This is a genomic window from Prochlorococcus sp. MIT2309, from assembly GCF_059772305.1.
Genome location: NZ_CM186282.1, coordinates 893117 through 910386 on the forward strand (window position 1 = coordinate 893117; position 17270 = coordinate 910386).

Here is a 17270-nt window from a genome sequence, read left to right on the forward strand (position 1 = left end):
TTCGAAGTTATTTACGAGCCGATGTAATGCTCAAGCCAAAAAGGTTTGAGAAAGGTAAAAGTACTATAACTCGATTCCAAGCCCAATTTCATCAATCACTGCTCCTAAAAGAGTTTTATTTATGTCTAAGAAGCGCAAAAGAATTAGCAGAAGACGATTGGCAGGACAGCGAGTCATGGCTCATGTTCCTACCTTTCACCTTGAAACGGGTAAACACAAACCGGTTACTGCCGCAAGACACTACATTGCAGAATCTGGGCTGAATTCACCCTGTCTTCTCAATGTAAGAAGAAATGAACACACCACAGATAGATTCTTTTGGGGTGAAAAGGGTCTTTTTAGCGCTCAATATGCTGAAGAAAACCACTTCCTCTTTCCCTCTCTGAGATCCATCGTAGATTGTATCGGTGAAGAAAAAATTTTTGAAGGTCTTGAGCTTACTGCCGATGATTGGGAAGAAATTGAAGAATACGAATACGCTTTCGTTTAGCCACAAAACCAAAGTTCTAAGTAATCAACGCAAATATCGAGAACATCGCTTGGTATTTCATGGCCTCCATTGAATATTTTTGAATTAAATTTACATTTTTTTTCTTTTAATTTTTCCTCTATTTTTTTTAATGCAATTATCGGTACTAATTCATCTTTTGATCCATGGGTCAAAAGAACGGGAGGCATTGATCTTTTGACATTCAAATCTTTGTGAGGATATGAACTGCATGCAATAACTCCTGCCAATGGAAGCTCAGTCGCAACAGAAAGTGCCATTGCGCCCCCTTGAGAGAAGCCCATTAGAACTGTTTTTTCTAGAGGTACATATGGACTAGCAATTGAATTAATTGATGTTTTTAAATCCTTTACAGCAAAAGGAACATCCTCCCAAACTGCAGGGAAAAGTCCGTACCATTGCCTTCCAATCCCTTCTGGCCGTTTATTTGGGGCATTAATTAACAAAAAATCAACTTTTTTTTTCAGATTCGCCCTTATAGTCTCTGCAATAGGCAAAAGATCATTTGCGTCTGCACCCCATCCATGAAGGAGAATTAATCGAAAAGTTGGATTTGTTGTGTTCAACCAAACAAGTTTTTGATTCATTTCACCCATTTACCTTTTAAGTAACTAAGTTAAGCTCTGAATTTAATTTTTACTAGTTATGGCTCCGATTGCCTTGTTGAGTGTTTCAGACAAGCAAGGCATAGTAGAGCTAGCCAAAAGGATAACTGAAGAATTTGGTTATGAAATTATCTCTAGTGGAGGAACTGCGGAACATCTCAGGGATAATGAAATAACTGTTAGAAAGGTTTCTGATTACACAGGCGCTAGAGAAATTCTTGAAGGCAGAGTTAAAACACTTCATCCTAAAATCCATGGCGGTATTCTTGCAAAAAGATCGAATCAAGCACATGCCGAAGACTTAAGAGCCAATAAGATTTCTGAAATAGACCTCGTTGTTGTCAATTTATATCCTTTCAATGAGACAATTAATAATCCTAATTCAAACTTTGAAAATGCTATCGAAAATATAGATATAGGTGGTCCAACGCTAATAAGAGCTGCAGCTAAGAATCATAAGGATGTAGTAGTTCTATCAAATCCTTCACAATATAAAAAATTTCTAAGTTGTCTCAAAGCAGGCAAAATTGATTATGAGCTTAGAAAAAAATTTGCATCAGAAGCATTTACTCATACGGCTAAATATGACAGTGCAATATCTAATTGGTTCATAAATCAATCAATCAAAAATAACCACTCTTGGGAATCATCTGTTCCTCTTAAACAAACTCTTAGGTATGGAGAGAATCCCCATCAGAAAGCATCTTGGTATAGTTATCCAGGGCAAGGATTTGGAGCAACAAAACAACTTCAAGGAAAAGATTTAAGTGCAAATAATCTGTTAGATCTTGAAGCAGCTTTATCTACTGTTAGGGAATTTGGTTTTAGAGAGGCAAAAGAAGATTATTTTGAGCATGCAGCTGTGGTCATTAAGCATACAAACCCCTGCGGAGTTGCAATTGGCAACTCCGCAAGCGAAGCTCTCTCAAAAGCACTTGATGCTGATAGAAAAAGCTCGTTTGGAGGAATAGTTGCACTAAATTCTGCCGTCGATATATCCACAGCCAATGAACTTAACAGTCAGTTCCTAGAGTGCATTATTGCGCCATATTTTGAAGAAGAAGCAAAGGAAATCCTCAAAAATAAAAAAAACCTACGAATATTAGAAATCGATAAGGAAGCCCTTCTCTCAACCCACAACGAAAATGTGAGAAGTATCTCAGGAGGATTTTTGGTCCAAGATCAAGATATAGGAAATATAAATGAAAAAGAATGGGTAACAATTACAAAAAAAATACCGACATCACAAGAAAGAAAAGATTTACTTTTCTCATGGCGATTAGCTAAGCATGTTCGATCAAATGCAATAGTGGTTGCCGCTTCAGGGCAAAGTCTTGGGATTGGAGCTGGTCAGATGAATAGAATAGGTTCTGCAGAAATCGCTCTCAAATCAGCAGGTGAAAAAGCAAAAGGTGCAGTTCTTGCAAGTGATGGTTTCTTTCCCTTTGATGACACAATAGAATTAGCCTCAAGGTTCGGAATTAGTTCAGTTATTCAGCCAGGCGGGAGTATTAGGGATCAAGAATGTATTGACAAATGCAATGATTTAAATATTTCGATGATATTCACAGGTAAAAGACATTTCTTACATTAAACTGAATATTGCTGACCGGATTAGTTGATTAATAGGCTACTTTGAAGGGTAATAAGTAATTTTATTAGTTTTACGAAGTAAAGCCAATCTTCCAGGACCCGCACAAAGGAAGTAAAAGGAAATAGCCGCATAAATCGCTGACAGCTCAAAGGCGTAATTGTGACCTTCGACTACAGCAAATGGGAACCCTTCAAGTCCTGTGTCTACGAAATGGAAATAGCAAGCAAAAACCATAGTTCCAAGTATCCCTAAAGCTGAAATTCGAGCAAAAATACCAGTAGCCAGGCCCAATGGACATATCAATTGCGTGACTCCGGCAGCATATGTCCAAATTATGGGATCACCAGGAAGGAAGCTGAAATATTTTCCCACAACAAATTCAGAAAACCCTTCTGGATCATTCAATTTTTCAAGTCCATGATGAACCATAAAAAGGCTGAAACCAACTCTTAAAGCAAAAGTTGCAAGTTCGCCCATGATATTGACCTCTCCAGGTGCATTTGGGCTTTGAACCACAACTTCTACTTTCTGAGAAGAAGCATTTGTCTTTGATGTTTTTTGATTTGGATTACTTGATTGGGACATATTCGCAATGGAGTTATTTTGATATTAGAAGACTGACTTGTCTAAAAGTGGATTACTTATGATAAATCATTGTTCTCACTGAGTTTCATAAGTTTCTGAATGACATGTTCTACTACTTTATCTGGAGTAGATGCACCAGAAGTTATCCCAACATTTACAAGGCCAGATGGTAGGAAATCTTTTTCAGTGATCAGATCTTCACCAAGAGGCATGTGAGTAATTGTGTTTGTATCTTCGCCAATTCTCTCGGGAGTATCAATGTGAAATGATCTAATTCCTCTGCTGACAGCTATCTCCTGCAGATGTGTTGTGTTAGAGGAATTGTATCCACCAATAACAACCATTACATCAAGTGGTTCATCTACTAAAGAAAACATCGCACCTTGTCTTTCTTCCGTCGCATCACAAATAGTATTGAAAGCTAAAAAGTGCTCATTAAGTTCTGAGGGGCCATATTTTTCAAGCATCGTTCTCTCAAATAATTTACCTATTTCTTCTGTTTCGCTCTTGAGCATGGTGGTTTGATTAGCAACACCTAACCTCTGAAGATCACGATCAGGATCGAAACCATCTGATGATGCTTTTGCAAATCTTTTAAGGAATTCATCTCTATTTCCATTACCTAAAATATAATTTGAAACATAGTTTGCCTCTTCTAAATCAAAAACAACTAGATAAGTCCCTGCAAAAGAGCTAGTTGCTAATGTCTCTTCATGCTTATACTTTCCATGAATAATTGAAGTAAAGGTATGCTTCTTATGTTTTTCTACAGTATGCCAAACTTTGGAAACCCAAGGACAGGTCGTATCAATAATGTGGCAGCCTCTTTCATGTAAGAGTTGCATGTCTTGAACAGTCGCACCAAATGCGGGCAGAATAACTACATCTCCATCCTTAACTGCTGAAAAGTCCTTAACACCATTCTCCTCTGAGATAAAAAGTACATTCATCTTTCTAAGATGATCGTTAACTGATGGATTATGAATAATTTCATTTGTTATCCAAATTCTCTCAGCGGGATAATGCTTTCTTGTCTCATAAGCCATTGCAACTGCTCTCTCAACTCCCCAACAAAAGCCAAAAGCCTCAGCAAGTTTTACTCTTAAACGACCATGCTCAAGGAGATTGCCGTTGTCTCTTATTGTCCCAATCAGATTACTCTGATAAGCGTTTGCTAATGCCTCTGCCCTTTTAGCAGCAGAAGCAAAACCTCGCCTGTTGTATCGATCTGATTTGTGAAGGGATTGCTTAAAAGCTTGAGTATCCATTTCAAAGCTCCTGGCAATAGGATTTACTCACGTTTTTATTCTAAATTGCCGTCATACTAAAAAAGTCCGGACCAATTCCGGACTTTTTTAGATTTAACTTCAGGTTAGTTTACTAATTTGCTGCGAAATCTGGATATGCCTCCATTCCATGCTCGCCAATATCAAGTCCCTGAATCTCTTCTTTCTCAGAGACTCTGATACCCCCAAAGAGGCTCCCAATGACAGACCAGACTATCCAACAGGTCACTACTGTCCAGATACCATAAGCTGCTGCTCCAAGTGCTTGTATAAGGAACTGATCTAACCCACCACCATTTAATAAGCCAATCCCCGAAGCACCTGAGTCCATTGAATCAACTCCCCATAAACCAATAACAACAGTTCCCCAGACACCACAAATGCCATGAACTGAGAAAGCTCCAACAGGATCGTCTATTCCAGCTGCGTCTAGGGCAGAAACTGCAAAAACAACAATTATTCCTCCCGCAGCACCTGCAAGCCAGGAACCAGTAAAAGTCATATTTGCACATCCTGCTGTGATACTGACCAAACCGGCCAATATCCCATTAATTATCATTGTTAAGTCAGGTTTACCAGAAGTCAAAGTTGAAAAAATTGTTGCTCCAATTGCACCCCCTGCAGCAGCCAAAGTTGTTGTTACTGCAACATATGCTACGTATTCATCCATCGCCAACTCTGAACCAGGGTTAAATCCATACCAACCAATCCATAGAACTAATGCACCAAGAGTGGCTATTGCCATGTTGTGACCAGGCATTGCTTGAGGTTTTCCATCAACAAATTTTCCAATTCTGGGACCGAGAAGCATTGCCCCAACAAGGCCTGCCCATCCACCAACAGAATGAACTATTGAGGAACCAGCAAAATCAATAAAACCAAGATTACTTAGCCAGCCGCCATTCCACTGCCAACTTCCGGATATTGGATAAATGAATGCTGTCAAGACAATTGAGAAAACAATAAATTCTCCAAATTTGACTCTTTCAGCTACCAATCCAGAAACTATTGTTGCTGCTGTCCCGGCAAATGCTGCTTGAAATAAAAAATCAACGGAGGGCACTAATTGAGAACATCCATCTTCAGCCAAGCCCGCGGCACAAGCCAATGCAGATGAGGGATCAGGATTAACAAAAAGTCCTTTAAAAAAAATCCATCCATCAACAACAGGATTCCCATACATTAAGGAATATCCAACAACCCAATAGGAAGTAACTGCTAAGGCAAAAACAAAAAGATTTTTGGCAAGAATATTAACAGCGTTTTTTTGTCTGCACATCCCCGCCTCGACCATCGCGAAACCCGCATTCATAAATATTACTAAAATCGTCGCCACAAAAAGCCAAAGGTTATCAGCTAAAAACGAGGCAGCCTGCGCACCTGAAAGATCTGATAGGCCAACCTCCGCTTTGGCAGCAAAATTGAAAATACCTAGTCCCAAAAAAGACAATGGGATCGTACAAAGCCAAATCAAGGATCGATTCGCCCTCAATCCTCTAAAACCTCTTAAAAGAAGTAAAGGACCGTTCAGAAGACTTACATCTTGAAGCCGTGAAGCCCTTTTTTTCGAGGGCTTATGCATGGCAATAGTCATAAAAATGCCTAAATGCGTTGTGTAGTTATCTGGTAAAACCAGAATTTGTATTAACTATGTATTCAAATCAACCGAGCTCAGGTATTTAATGCTACAAAAATTCCTTTAGGCCTAAAAAAAAGTATTAACGACAACTTTTATAGAGCTAATTTTTTAATTCCTGACCACTTAATGCAATCACTGTAGAAACTAAAAGAAGCTGGAATAATTTCTACACCAGCATGAATCGCTTCTCTGAAAAGTCTTCCATAATCTTTATCAGCAGAATCTCCTGGTGAAAATGCATCAATATCATTTCTAGTAATGCAGAAGACTAAAACTGCTCTTGAAGAGGGCAAAACACTTATCAAATCACAAAGATGTTTTTGACCTCTTTTGGTGATCGTGTCAGGGAAAAAAGCTAATTTATTTTTTGCCCACGTTGTATTTTTCACCTCAACAAAGATCTTTCGATGATCATTTTTTTCAGCTAAAACAGGGTCCAGTAATAAATCAATTCTACTTTTTCTATTTACACCATAAGTTTTTTCCTGACTTATCTCTTTGATTTTTCCTAGTTCCTTTTCAAGGAAGCCATTTTCAATAGCAGCTCGAACAATTTTATTTGCTAAAAGTGTATTAACACCCACCCAGCAAAGATTTCCATTCTGCCCAACAACTTCAGATTGTTGCCATGTCCAAGCTAGCTTCCTCGAAGGTGAAGGATTAAAACTCAATCTAACCTTGCCTTCAGATTGAATGACACCTTGCATAGGTCCTGTATTAGGACAATGCGCTGTTACAACCTCTCCATTTTCAAGTCTTACATCGGCTAAAAATCTTTTATATCTTTTTATCAATACCCCCTCATGGAGTTGTCCAAATTTCATTAATATCGGATCATCCATCGCAGAACGCAAGTTATAATAACTATATATATAAATCAAAAAAGTTAATAACTTTATGTTTCTACCAATTAATTAAGAAATGACAAAAAGCATAAAAAATATTGCCCTAATTGTGACTCTTGGAACGCTAATTAGTAAATTTTCAGGCTTACTTAGACAACTTGTAATTGCCTTTACTTTTGGAATTGGTCCAGCCTATGAGGCTTACAACTATGCCTATATTATTCCCGGTTTCTTTCTAGTATTACTTGGAGGAGTAAATGGGCCTTTTCATAATGCAATGGTTACCGTATTAAGCAAGAAGAGCGATAAAGAAAAAGATTATCTACTTTATAATATGAATTTAATAATTACTAGTTTACTTATAATTATTACTATAATTTTATTCTTCGGATCAAATTTAATAATAAAATGTGTAGGTCCAGGATTATCTCCAGAAATTAATAAAATGGCTGTTCAGCAGTTAAAAATAATGTCTCCAATAATTCTTCTTTCAGGATTAATTGGGATTGGATTTGGATCGCTTAATTCAAGAAATAAATTCCTTATTCCATCAATAGCACCAATCATGTCGAGCATTTCAATAATACTTATTATAGGTATATTTTTTATAATAGAAAGTACAACTCTTAAAAATGATATATATAATTTAAAAGGTGGATATTTACTAGCGCTTGCAACTTTAATTGGTGCTTTTCTCCAATGGTTTATACAATTAAATCCTAGAAAAAAATGTAAATTTCAAATCAATAATTTTAAGTTAAAGCTAAATGAACCTGGGATAAAGAAAATCCTGCAAATACTTTGGCCTGCTACTTTTTCATCGGGGATGTTACAGATAAATGTATTTATTGATCTATTTTTTGCTTCAGCAATAACAGGAGCAGCTTCAGGACTTAGTTATGCAAACTTCATAGTACAAGCACCCTTAGGATTAATTTCAAGTGGTTTAATAATACCCTTATTACCCTTATATTCAAAACTAGCAGATTCAATAGACAGGAAGCCTCTTATAAAAAAGATTAGACAAGGGCTATACATATCATCAATAAGTATGTTTGGATTAGCGACTATTCTAATACCTAACAGTTCAAATCTTGTTGAACTTATATATAAACGTGGAGTATTTGATCAAGATGCAGTTGTATTAGTAAGTCAATTATTAGTTGCTTATAGTATTGGAATGCCTGCTTATCTTGGAAGAGACTTATTAGTAAGAGTTTTTTATTCACTAGGAGATGCTAAAACACCATATATCTTCTCAGCATACGGTGTGATATTAAATATATTTCTTGATTGGGTTTTAACTGGCGGGCCTACTCCATGGGGGAATAAATTACCATTTAATTATGGAGCGCCTGGTATCATTTTTGCCACAGTAATAATAAATTTCATTACATGTGGATTACTCCTAATTAGATTAAAAGAAAAGTTACCTCAAGTTAATTTAAAATGTTGGTTTTTTGATTTATCAAAAATATTTTTTTCAGGAGTTATTTCAATATTTTTAATATTACTAATAAACCACTCATTTAATAACGGTATTTCAATTTTATTTAAAACAATATTTACTTCTTTAATAGGCTTATTTACTTTTACCGCAATGACAAAATCTTTAAAAATAAGTGAGACAAATATTATATTAAGAAGTTTAAAAGATCTTACCCTTCGGTGAGATAAACATCTCTTTCTTCACGAACTTTGACTCTTAATTCCAAAGAATTAGTTTCATCAAGTTTTATACCATCAACCGAAAGAATTTTAGCCTCAATACCAAATTCCTGAAAAGCAGTTTCCATTTCCTGAATTAAAGCTTTTTCTACCTGCTCTTCAGCATCAAGGACTTTTCCAATAAACCTTTCTCCTAGCCGCCCGTAGCGTTGGCGAAGTACCTCGCGGGCGTTTTTAACTTCAATAATAAGCAAAGTGATTTAATCAGTCTCAACAACCTTATCTGCAATAAGGCGCCAAAATCTCTTCCAGGTCAAAAATTTGACCAGAAGGAATCATTCTTGCCAGGGGTAATTTAGTATTTCCGTTCCCAAGTTGTACCTGAACACCCTCAAGAGCCCTTCTTGCGGCGACATCTGCTCCCTGAGAAAGGTAGGCATTACACTCGATGGCAAGAGCTTTTGACAAGCCTGCATCACCCAAGAAAAGATTCCATTTTTCAATTTTTATGTAAATTCGATCAGAAATAGAACTCTCAACTTCGTCTAGTTCATTTTTGCTCAAACTCATGAGGTGAGTCCCGATAATTTTTATTCAAAAAACACTAGCTCCTCTTGTGAAATCGCATCAAAATAAATTTAAAATGAGAAACAAGGCGATGATGAATTTTTAGTAAGTTCTCCTCGAACAGTTGACGAAGCCCCCCTAATGGGTTGATATTAATCCTCCATGCGCCTGTAGCTCAGCGGATTAGAGCATCTGACTACGGATCAGAGGGTCGGGAGTTCGAATCTCTCCAGGCGCGTACAAAATTTACAAATTTATTTCAGGTAATCCTTACAAAATTGGAAATAGATCATTTTTTTAATCAGTTTTGATCTGATTTGATTACCATCCAAACAAAACGAATCTCAAGGGGATTAATTCTTGAAATCAATTAATACCGAGCTAAAAAACTCCGATCCATCAATATCCCAACTTATAAATCAAGAATTATTGAGACAGGAATCCCATTTGGAATTAATAGCTAGTGAAAACTTCACTTCCAAAGCTGTTATGCAAGCACAGGGAAGTGTATTGACAAACAAATATGCCGAAGGGCTACCCCACAAAAGGTACTACGGAGGTTGCGAGCACGTCGATTTAATTGAGCAACTTGCAATCGACCGTGCCAAAAAACTTTTTAATGCATCTTGGGCTAATGTCCAACCCCATAGCGGCGCTCAAGCCAATTTTGCCGTATTTCTAAGTCTTTTAGACCCTGGTGACACAATTATGGGAATGGACTTATCGCATGGGGGGCATCTAACCCATGGATCACCGGTAAATTTCAGTGGTAAATGGTTCAAATCTGTGCATTACGGTGTCAATAAGGAAACCGAAATTCTCGATTTTGAAGAGATTCGTATTCAAGCTCTTAAAGCAAAGCCAAAGTTAATAATTTGCGGATACTCCGCTTATTCTCGAGAAATTGACTTCAAAGCATTTAGAGCAATAGCGGATGAAGTCGGGGCTTACTTAATGGCCGATATTGCTCATATTGCAGGACTTGTAGCAGCAGGTTTGCACCCTAATCCAGTAGATGTTTGTGATGTGGTAACTACAACTACACACAAAACCCTCAGAGGGCCTCGAGGAGGTTTGATACTTTGCAACGATATCAATCTTGGTAAAAAGTTTGATAAGGCAGTCTTTCCTGGGAGTCAAGGAGGCCCATTGGAACATGTAATTGCCGCAAAGGCAGTTGCTTTTGGAGAAGCACTTCAATCTGACTTTAAAAGTTACATAGAAACAGTTATTGCAAATGCACAAGCACTTGCGAATCAATTACAGCAAAGAGGTATACCCATTGTTAGTGGCGGAACAGACAACCATCTAGTGCTTTTGGACTTAAGAAAGATTGGAATTACTGGAAAAATAGCTGATCAATTGGTTTCTGAAATAAATATTACCGCCAATAAGAACACAGTCCCTTTTGACCCAGAGTCTCCTTTTGTGACTAGCGGACTACGTTTAGGAGCCGCGGCAATGACCACTAGAGGATTAAATCCTGAGGCATTTAAATCAATCGCAAACATTATTGCTGATCGCCTTTTAAATGCAGAAGACGAAAAAGTTAAAATGAAATGTAAAAAAGAAGTTCAAAGACTTTGTGAAAAATATCAACTTTATTAAATTGAATTCAATTAACGAAAAACAAGCTAAAAGCAAATCAAATGATATTGAAATACTTTGTATTGGTACGGAAATATTGCTTGGCAATATTATAAATAGTAATGCAAAGTGGCTTTCTGAAGAATTAGCATTTCTTGGATTAAATCATTTCAGACAAACTGTAATTGGAGATAATAAAAATAGACTAGAAAATGTAATTTTAGAATCTGCCAAACGATCTAGAGTATTGATTACTACTGGAGGATTAGGACCAACACCTGACGACTTAACAACAGAAGCTATTACAAATGCTTTTAAAGGATCTCTAAAATTTAGAAAAGAAATATGGCTGGATATTCAAGAGAAATTTAAAACTAGAAATCCATCAATTCCTAACAGTAATAAAAAACAAGCTTTTTTACCTGAGGGTGCTCAGATATTACCTAATAAAACAGGGACTGCTCCAGGAATGATTTGGACCCCAATAGCAGGTTTTACTATTATTACTTTCCCAGGAGTTCCCTCTGAGATGAAGCAAATGTGGCTAAACACAGCGGTTCCCTGGCTAAAACAAAACTTAGGATTTAACAATACATTCACAAGCAAGATACTCAGATTTTCTGGAATTTCTGAATCAAAGCTTGCTGAAAAAGTTAACGATCTCCTTGCTTATCAAAACCCTACAGTTGCACCCTATGCCTCACTAGGAGAGGTTAAATTGAGGATCACGGCAAAATCTAATAACTTGGAATCTGCTGAAAAATTATTACTTCCAGTAGTTTCGGAGATAAGGAAAAGAACTGGAACATTATGCTTTGGGTCTGACAGTGACAGCATTGCTTCAATTGTTCTTGATTTACTTCGCAAAAGAGGCGAAACATTAGCAGTTGCAGAATCATGCACAGGTGGGGGAGTTGGCTCAGAACTAACAGCTATTCCAGGGTCTTCAGATGTATTTCTTGGTGGCGTTATTGCTTACCAAAACTCAATCAAACAAAAATTATTAGATGTACCAAAAGAACTTTTAGATAAATACGGAGCAGTATCTGAGGAAGTTGCTAATGCTATGGCAGAGGGGGTTTTGAAAAAATTTAATTCTGATTGGAGCATTGCAGTTACCGGTATTGCCGGACCAGATGGTGGTTCTTTGTCCAAACCAGTTGGTCTGGTTCAATTTTGCATAAAAAATAAGAAAGGAATGGTTTGCGGACCCAAAAATTTCAATTCCAAAAGAGGACGAGCAAATATTCAAAAATTGAGTGTTTTAAACGCCTTAGATCAACTTCGCATATTTTTACTCACAACCAAGTAATCTTTATAAAGATAGAGGTTATCTTTGAGCACAAACACCCTCTACGACAAAGTTTGGGATATGCACCGGGTAACTGAACTCCCTGGTGGTTCAACTCAGTTGTTTGTCGGATTACATTTAATCCATGAAGTGACCAGTCCTCAGGCTTTTGCTGCACTTAAAGAGAAAGGACTCAAAGTTTTGCATCCCGAGAGAACAATTGCCACAGTTGACCATATCGTTCCAACAGTTAGTCAAAACAGACCTTTTGAGGATCCTTTAGCAGAGGAGATGCTGAGTACCCTAGAAAAGAATTGCCTAGAAAATAAAATCAAACTCCATGGACTTGGCAGCGGGAATCAAGGTGTAGTTCATGTAATGGCTCCAGAGTTAGGGCTCACACAACCAGGTATGACAGTGGCCTGTGGTGACTCGCATACCTCTACTCATGGTGCTTTTGGAGCAATTGCTTTTGGTATTGGTACTAGTCAAGTAAGAGATGTCCTTGCTAGTCAAAGTATTGCAATGAACAAACTTAAAGTTAAGAGACTTTGGTTTCAGGGAAAATTAAAAAATGGTGTTTATGCAAAAGACCTAATACTTCATGTAATTAGTAAATTGGGAGTTAAAGGTGGAGTGGGGTTTGCATATGAATTTGCAGGACCAGCAATCGAATCCCTCTCAATGGAGGAGAGAATGACCATATGCAACATGGCTATTGAAGGAGGAGCTAGATGCGGCTATGTAAATCCTGATACTAAAACTTTTGATTATTTAAAAGGTAGAAAAAATTCTCCTGGAGGCGAGAACTGGGATGAAGCAATCAATTGGTGGAAAAGTCTGGCAAGTGATAAGAGAGCAGTTTTCGACGATGAAGTAATTTTTGATGCCAGTAAAATAGCCCCAACTGTCACTTGGGGCATAACTCCAGGTCAAGGTATTGGGGTAGATGAATGTATACCCAGACCTGAATCCCTCGAAGAAAATGATCGCCCCATTGCTGAGGAAGCTTATAAATACATGAGCCTAGAACCAGGTACTCCCATAAATGGGACGCCAATAGATGTTTGTTTTATTGGCAGTTGTACAAATGGTCGTTTAAGTGATTTGCAAGCTGCCGCGGAAATAGCTAGAGGTAAACGTGTTGCTGATGGAATAAAAGCATTTGTAGTACCTGGTTCCGAGCAGGTTGCAAAAAAAGCAAAAAAAGAGGGCTTGAATAAATTATTCACTGAAGCAGGTTTCGAGTGGAGAGAGCCGGGTTGCTCTATGTGCCTTGCTATGAATCCAGATAAGTTAAAAGGAAGACAAATAAGTGCAAGTTCAAGCAATAGGAATTTCAAGGGGAGGCAGGGTTCTGCAACAGGGAGGACATTACTTATGAGTCCCGCAATGGTTGCTGCCGCAGCAGTCAATGGGAAAGTGACTGATGTCAGGGAAATGCTCTAAAGGATATAAATGCCTATCAAAAGTTTCCCTCAAGGTAAAATTACTCAAATAAAAGGTAAATGTATCGCTCTTAAAGGCGATGATATTGATACAGACAGAATTATTCCAGCAAGATTCCTCAAATGCGTTAGCTTTGAAGCACTAGGAGAACATGTTTTTGCCGATGATAGAAAGGAGATGCAAGGGCAACATCCATTTGATATTTACACAAAGGAGAGTAGGAAAATACTTGTTGTAAATAATAATTTTGGATGCGGTTCGAGTAGAGAGCATGCACCTCAAGCTTTAATGAGATGGGGCATTAGAGCTGTTATCGGAGTAAGTTTTGCTGAGATTTTTTACGGTAACTGCTTAGCCCTGGGAATACCCTGTGCAACATCCTCTTCAAAGGCAATTAAGAATATTCAAAATCATTTAGAAGAGGCAAGCGAAATGAACTGGACATTAGATTTGATTAAAAAAAAGTTAAATAGCGATAAAATTTGTTTCGATTTAGATTTAGAATCTGGACCCTATAAAATGTTAACCACAGGTAAATGGGACGCAACCTCCCAACTAATTGAAAAAAAAGATGAGCTTCAAAAAGTAATGAAAAAACTTCCCTACATTAATAATTTCAAAACTTAAGTTAATAATATTTAATCAATCAATAAACTTTTTCCCTGATTCATTAAAATCAAAGCCATTAACGGTAAACATTATGCCGCCGGCTTTTTGATAAGGTTGATAAAAAATACCAAACCCATATGATCTTCTTTGGACTATTAAAGCGGCTTGAGAATCTAAAGATTTTCCATAATGATTTGAGCGCTTATCAATGTTATATTCAACTCCGGTGCTTAACAATAAAGGTCCATAAACTTGCTGATCAAATTGAATACTTATTGTTCTTAGATCCACATCATTGTCAAATTTAAATGGACTACCACCATCCTTAATAGTTATTCCAGGCATAATAGAAATCTTTGTATAATCAAAGAAAGATTTTTTAAATTGACCAAGCTTTAATTCTGGACCGGCAGATAATTTTATTAAAGCTTGGTAGTAATTATTTTCATAAATAGAATAAGAAGTTTTTACCTCAGATGTAAAACTAATACCAGATTTTATAGGTTCAGGAGTGTATCTGTAATCTGGCAATGTATAATTTTTTGTATTCTTAAATCTATAGATTGGATAAGTAGTCTTAAATGATGCAAATAAATTATTTTTCCTTATTTCAACAAGTTCTTTTTTAAAAAAGCTTTCCGCCTCATAATTACCAATACCAAATTTTATACTATATTCATTTTTTACTTTTCCCGATTGACTTCTATAATTGCCATTTTTATCTAATGAAAACCCTGTGGCTTTATAAATATCAGTTTCACCTAAAGAGCCATTCCAAACTTTATATCTATAAGACGTAAAGAAAGAAGCCTTGACTTTTTCAATACGATTCAAATTAAAATTCTTACTAATAGTACCTCTATATCTATAACCATTAGAAAATCTACTTGAATCAAATGTTGATATATCAGTCATTAAATTCAGTCCCCATTCATCAATAGATCCATTCAGTTCAGATTTCAAGCCAAACAAATCTGCTGTATTAGTTTTAACACGAGATTTTGAGCTTATCGGAGATTTATTTGCGGTTATGTAGCTATCAGATTCACCCCTAATGGATCTTTGTAATAAATACTGGGGATGCAGATAAAGTTCGAAATTACGGGAAAAGTTAATTGGTTCAAACTGTCTTTGAAGAAAAAGTCCATCTCTATCTTTAAAATCAAGACCTACAAGCCATTTGGCTTTTTGAGTTTGGCCAAAGTTTGTTTTTCTATTTCTTAATAGTGGAATCGAGATTTTATCTTCAAGGACCAATCTACTTTTGTCAAATGAAATCCAGGTTGATCCATCCTCCTCTTTGGCAATAACATTATTAGCTTCAATTCTCGTTTGAGAAGGAGTTAAAGGATCATTTGTAAAACTAACTTTATTTGCTATCCATCCATCTGGAATTATATTTATCTTCTGCGATTGAATTCTCCAAATATTTATCCCTTTCTTTTTAAGTTCAAGATTAATTAATGGATTGTACTTTTCATTTATATTTCCCCCTATAATCTGATAACCATCTTTGAGTTTAATTTTACTAATTGTTTTATTCTGAATTTGTATTTTTCCATCTGTATTTTTAGTGGTTTTATCAAGAAATTTTAAATCTTTTGAGATTGCATCAATTGATAAAACACCATAAACATCATTAATTTCTCCGTAATTATTTATAAAATTATATTTAATTTTACTGGCCTGAAAATATTGCCCACCTTTTTGAAAAGTTACATTACCCTGCACTAAAATGACTTTTTCTTTTCGATTAAACTCTAATCTATTAGCAGTAATTAAAGCACCCTTAAAATTAGCTTTAACATTACCCTCCGCTACAAATATATTGTTATTTAAATCATACTGGCGATCTGCTAATATATTTAACTCACTAGGAATTTTAATATTTTTATTTGTAGAAATTAGCAATTGTTTTTTCTCTGTGGATATTTCTTCAAAAACGTCAGAATGCACAGGCAAAGAAAAGACACTGCTAATTGCAAATATCCCTATAAGTTTTTTCGAGAATTTCAACGACAAAAGGTCCCTAACACATAATCAAAATACTTCATAGCAAAGCAATGCACCGAACTAAGCGATACAGTTGCACGCGGTCTATTAAAGCTTCAGGATAAAACTACTCCTGCGGGCCTTCAAGATCTTTTCTGGCGGGGACTCTAGATGGATCACTGGCAAGGAAGCCAAACAAAAAGACTCCTACAAAAAAGAAGACGATGGTATATACGGAAATCTTGAGTGCAAGCATGAAAGCTGTTTATTTCTTAAATCAAACCCTATCCTAAGTGAGCCCTTTTTTGATATTTGGGTAAAGAAGGTGTTACACATACTTGGGATCCGAGATTTACATTGTTGCAAATTTCATCGTGCATTCTCACCCCCTAATTTTTCTCATTAATTACAGGAAGTCAGTATTAGCAGGCAGTTTGAGTCCTTCCAAGCAGTGAACAGCAAAAAAAACAGAATAAATCTCTCCGGCAAAAAAAAACAATTCCATAAATGTTTCTAATTTGGCACTCTGATTTAAGGCAAGGTCTCATACAATTAACCGAATTCATCTTAAAAAGAGGGACAATTTTAGACATGGGACAAAAAACCGCTTTGGGATCACTTCTTAAATCCATTGGCAATTCTGGGCAAGGCAAGGTTGTTCCTGGGTTTGGAGCAGCACCTGTAATGGCTTTCATAGGTGTTTTGCTTCTAGTTTTTCTAGTAATCATGCTTCAGATTTACAATCAATCACTACTACTACAGGGTTTTTCAGTTGATTGGAATGGGGTTAATTGATCATTTGATTTTTAAAAAGAGGTTTTTATAATGAACATCTTCGGCATTGGTTTGCCTGAGATAGCTGTTATAGCAGGAGTAGCTCTTGTTATATTTGGTCCCAAGCGTCTACCAGAATTAGGTAGAACGCTTGGGAAGACATTAAAAGGCCTTCAATCAGCCTCCAATGAATTTGAGAAAGAAGTTCAAAAAGCAATGTCTGAGAACGATCAAGAAGACAAAGCTAGCGCCGAAAATGAAAATAGCTAAT

Annotated in this window: 18 protein-coding genes and 1 tRNA gene; 10 read left to right on the plus strand and 9 right to left on the minus strand. The window is 36.6% G+C overall.

The window, feature by feature from the left end:
- The first annotated feature begins 121 nt into the window (after positions 1 to 121).
- Complete coding sequence (locus AC6EJA_RS04965) at positions 122 to 490, plus strand: DUF3155 domain-containing protein (protein ID WP_498503503.1); 369 nt, start codon at positions 122 to 124, stop codon at positions 488 to 490.
- Here the strand turns inward: AC6EJA_RS04965 and AC6EJA_RS04970 are convergent.
- Entirely contained in the window at positions 487 to 1095 is a 609-nt protein-coding gene (locus tag AC6EJA_RS04970) for an alpha/beta hydrolase (protein ID WP_498503504.1), read from the minus strand. The two genes, AC6EJA_RS04965 and AC6EJA_RS04970, sit on opposite strands and share 4 nt — an antisense overlap.
- 58 nt (positions 1096 to 1153) lie before the next feature.
- On the opposite strand from AC6EJA_RS04970, the gene purH reads away from it, so the two are divergent.
- The gene (purH, locus tag AC6EJA_RS04975; protein WP_498503505.1) at positions 1154 to 2707 is read left to right on the plus strand and encodes a bifunctional phosphoribosylaminoimidazolecarboxamide formyltransferase/IMP cyclohydrolase; all 1554 of its coding nucleotides are present in this window, start codon (positions 1154 to 1156) and stop codon (positions 2705 to 2707) included.
- Positions 2708 to 2743: 36 nt separating this feature from the next.
- On the opposite strand, the gene AC6EJA_RS04980 is transcribed toward purH, so the two are convergent.
- The 4 genes from AC6EJA_RS04980 to sfsA all read right to left on the minus strand — a co-directional run bounded on the left by AC6EJA_RS04980 (position 2744) and on the right by sfsA (position 7059).
- Positions 2744 to 3292 carry a DoxX family protein gene (locus AC6EJA_RS04980; protein ID WP_498503506.1) on the minus strand — a complete coding sequence of 183 codons (549 nt, stop codon included), beginning with the start codon at positions 3290 to 3292 and terminating at the stop codon, positions 2744 to 2746.
- A gap of 56 nt (positions 3293 to 3348) precedes the next feature.
- Complete coding sequence (locus tag AC6EJA_RS04985) at positions 3349 to 4560, minus strand: 4-hydroxy-3-methylbut-2-enyl diphosphate reductase (protein WP_498503507.1); 1212 nt, start codon at positions 4558 to 4560, stop codon at positions 3349 to 3351.
- A gap of 112 nt (positions 4561 to 4672) precedes the next feature.
- Entirely contained in the window at positions 4673 to 6172 is a 1500-nt protein-coding gene (locus AC6EJA_RS04990; protein WP_498503508.1) for an ammonium transporter, read from the minus strand.
- Positions 6173 to 6309: 137 nt separating this feature from the next.
- The gene (sfsA, locus tag AC6EJA_RS04995) at positions 6310 to 7059 is read right to left on the minus strand and encodes a DNA/RNA nuclease SfsA (protein WP_498503509.1); all 750 of its coding nucleotides are present in this window, start codon (positions 7057 to 7059) and stop codon (positions 6310 to 6312) included.
- Between the two features lie 79 nt (positions 7060 to 7138).
- Between sfsA and murJ the strand changes: the two genes are divergently transcribed.
- Positions 7139 to 8734, plus strand: a complete 1596-nt coding sequence (gene murJ, locus AC6EJA_RS05000; protein WP_498503510.1) for a murein biosynthesis integral membrane protein MurJ — start codon at positions 7139 to 7141, stop codon at positions 8732 to 8734.
- Here murJ and AC6EJA_RS05005 read toward each other — a convergent pair.
- Positions 8721 to 8984: a cytochrome-c oxidase gene (locus AC6EJA_RS05005; RefSeq protein ID WP_498503511.1), complete on the minus strand. Its 264-nt coding sequence runs from the start codon at positions 8982 to 8984 to the stop codon at positions 8721 to 8723. The genes murJ and AC6EJA_RS05005 overlap by 14 nt on opposite strands.
- Positions 8985 to 9009: 25 nt before the next feature.
- Positions 9010 to 9300 carry a DUF3181 family protein gene (locus AC6EJA_RS05010; protein WP_498503512.1) on the minus strand — a complete coding sequence of 97 codons (291 nt, stop codon included), beginning with the start codon at positions 9298 to 9300 and terminating at the stop codon, positions 9010 to 9012.
- Positions 9301 to 9461: 161 nt separating this feature from the next.
- On the opposite strand from AC6EJA_RS05010, the gene AC6EJA_RS05015 reads away from it, so the two are divergent.
- The 5 genes from AC6EJA_RS05015 (at position 9462) to AC6EJA_RS05035 (ending at position 14251) form a co-directional block, all read left to right on the plus strand.
- A tRNA-Arg gene (locus AC6EJA_RS05015) sits at positions 9462 to 9535 on the plus strand.
- Positions 9536 to 9657: 122 nt separating this feature from the next.
- Positions 9658 to 10905, plus strand: a complete 1248-nt coding sequence (glyA, locus tag AC6EJA_RS05020) for a serine hydroxymethyltransferase (RefSeq protein WP_498503513.1) — start codon at positions 9658 to 9660, stop codon at positions 10903 to 10905.
- Between the two features lies 1 nt (position 10906).
- Complete coding sequence (locus AC6EJA_RS05025) at positions 10907 to 12196, plus strand: competence/damage-inducible protein A (RefSeq protein ID WP_498501569.1); 1290 nt, start codon at positions 10907 to 10909, stop codon at positions 12194 to 12196.
- Between the two features lie 24 nt (positions 12197 to 12220).
- Positions 12221 to 13624, plus strand: a complete 1404-nt coding sequence (gene leuC / locus AC6EJA_RS05030; RefSeq protein WP_498501570.1) for a 3-isopropylmalate dehydratase large subunit — start codon at positions 12221 to 12223, stop codon at positions 13622 to 13624.
- Between the two features lie 9 nt (positions 13625 to 13633).
- Positions 13634 to 14251, plus strand: a complete 618-nt coding sequence (locus tag AC6EJA_RS05035; protein ID WP_498501571.1) for a 3-isopropylmalate dehydratase small subunit — start codon at positions 13634 to 13636, stop codon at positions 14249 to 14251.
- 15 nt (positions 14252 to 14266) lie between these two features.
- On the opposite strand, the gene AC6EJA_RS05040 is transcribed toward AC6EJA_RS05035, so the two are convergent.
- Positions 14267 to 16249: a DUF3769 domain-containing protein gene (locus tag AC6EJA_RS05040; protein ID WP_498501572.1), complete on the minus strand. Its 1983-nt coding sequence runs from the start codon at positions 16247 to 16249 to the stop codon at positions 14267 to 14269.
- Positions 16250 to 16352: 103 nt separating this feature from the next.
- Complete coding sequence (locus tag AC6EJA_RS05045; RefSeq protein ID WP_498501573.1) at positions 16353 to 16481, minus strand: photosystem II reaction center protein I; 129 nt, start codon at positions 16479 to 16481, stop codon at positions 16353 to 16355.
- 335 nt (positions 16482 to 16816) lie between these two features.
- On the opposite strand from AC6EJA_RS05045, the gene psbH reads away from it, so the two are divergent.
- Positions 16817 to 17020: a photosystem II reaction center phosphoprotein PsbH gene (gene psbH / locus AC6EJA_RS05050; RefSeq protein WP_498501574.1), complete on the plus strand. Its 204-nt coding sequence runs from the start codon at positions 16817 to 16819 to the stop codon at positions 17018 to 17020.
- A 30-nt stretch (positions 17021 to 17050) separates the two neighbouring features.
- Complete coding sequence (locus AC6EJA_RS05055; RefSeq protein WP_498501575.1) at positions 17051 to 17269, plus strand: TatA/E family twin arginine-targeting protein translocase; 219 nt, start codon at positions 17051 to 17053, stop codon at positions 17267 to 17269.
- The last annotated feature ends 1 nt before the right edge of the window (position 17270 follow it).

What these genes read in the sequence shown, in the direction of transcription:
- AC6EJA_RS04965 (WP_498503503.1), top strand. Translation starts at nt 122, where the DNA reads ATGTCTAAGAAGCGCAAAAGAATTAGCAGAAGACGATTGGCAGGACAG.
- AC6EJA_RS04970 (WP_498503504.1), bottom strand. Translation starts at nt 1,095, where the DNA reads ATGAATCAAAAACTTGTTTGGTTGAACACAACAAATCCAACTTTTCGA.
- purH (WP_498503505.1), top strand. Translation starts at nt 1,154, where the DNA reads ATGGCTCCGATTGCCTTGTTGAGTGTTTCAGACAAGCAAGGCATAGTA.
- AC6EJA_RS04980 (WP_498503506.1), bottom strand. Translation starts at nt 3,292, where the DNA reads ATGTCCCAATCAAGTAATCCAAATCAAAAAACATCAAAGACAAATGCT.
- AC6EJA_RS04985 (WP_498503507.1), bottom strand. Translation starts at nt 4,560, where the DNA reads ATGGATACTCAAGCTTTTAAGCAATCCCTTCACAAATCAGATCGATAC.
- AC6EJA_RS04990 (WP_498503508.1), bottom strand. Translation starts at nt 6,172, where the DNA reads ATGACTATTGCCATGCATAAGCCCTCGAAAAAAAGGGCTTCACGGCTT.
- sfsA (WP_498503509.1), bottom strand. Translation starts at nt 7,059, where the DNA reads ATGGATGATCCGATATTAATGAAATTTGGACAACTCCATGAGGGGGTA.
- murJ (WP_498503510.1), top strand. Translation starts at nt 7,139, where the DNA reads ATGACAAAAAGCATAAAAAATATTGCCCTAATTGTGACTCTTGGAACG.
- AC6EJA_RS05010 (WP_498503512.1), bottom strand. Translation starts at nt 9,300, where the DNA reads ATGAGTTTGAGCAAAAATGAACTAGACGAAGTTGAGAGTTCTATTTCT.
- AC6EJA_RS05035 (WP_498501571.1), top strand. Translation starts at nt 13,634, where the DNA reads ATGCCTATCAAAAGTTTCCCTCAAGGTAAAATTACTCAAATAAAAGGT.
- AC6EJA_RS05045 (WP_498501573.1), bottom strand. Translation starts at nt 16,481, where the DNA reads ATGCTTGCACTCAAGATTTCCGTATATACCATCGTCTTCTTTTTTGTA.
- psbH (WP_498501574.1), top strand. Translation starts at nt 16,817, where the DNA reads ATGGGACAAAAAACCGCTTTGGGATCACTTCTTAAATCCATTGGCAAT.
- AC6EJA_RS05055 (WP_498501575.1), top strand. Translation starts at nt 17,051, where the DNA reads ATGAACATCTTCGGCATTGGTTTGCCTGAGATAGCTGTTATAGCAGGA.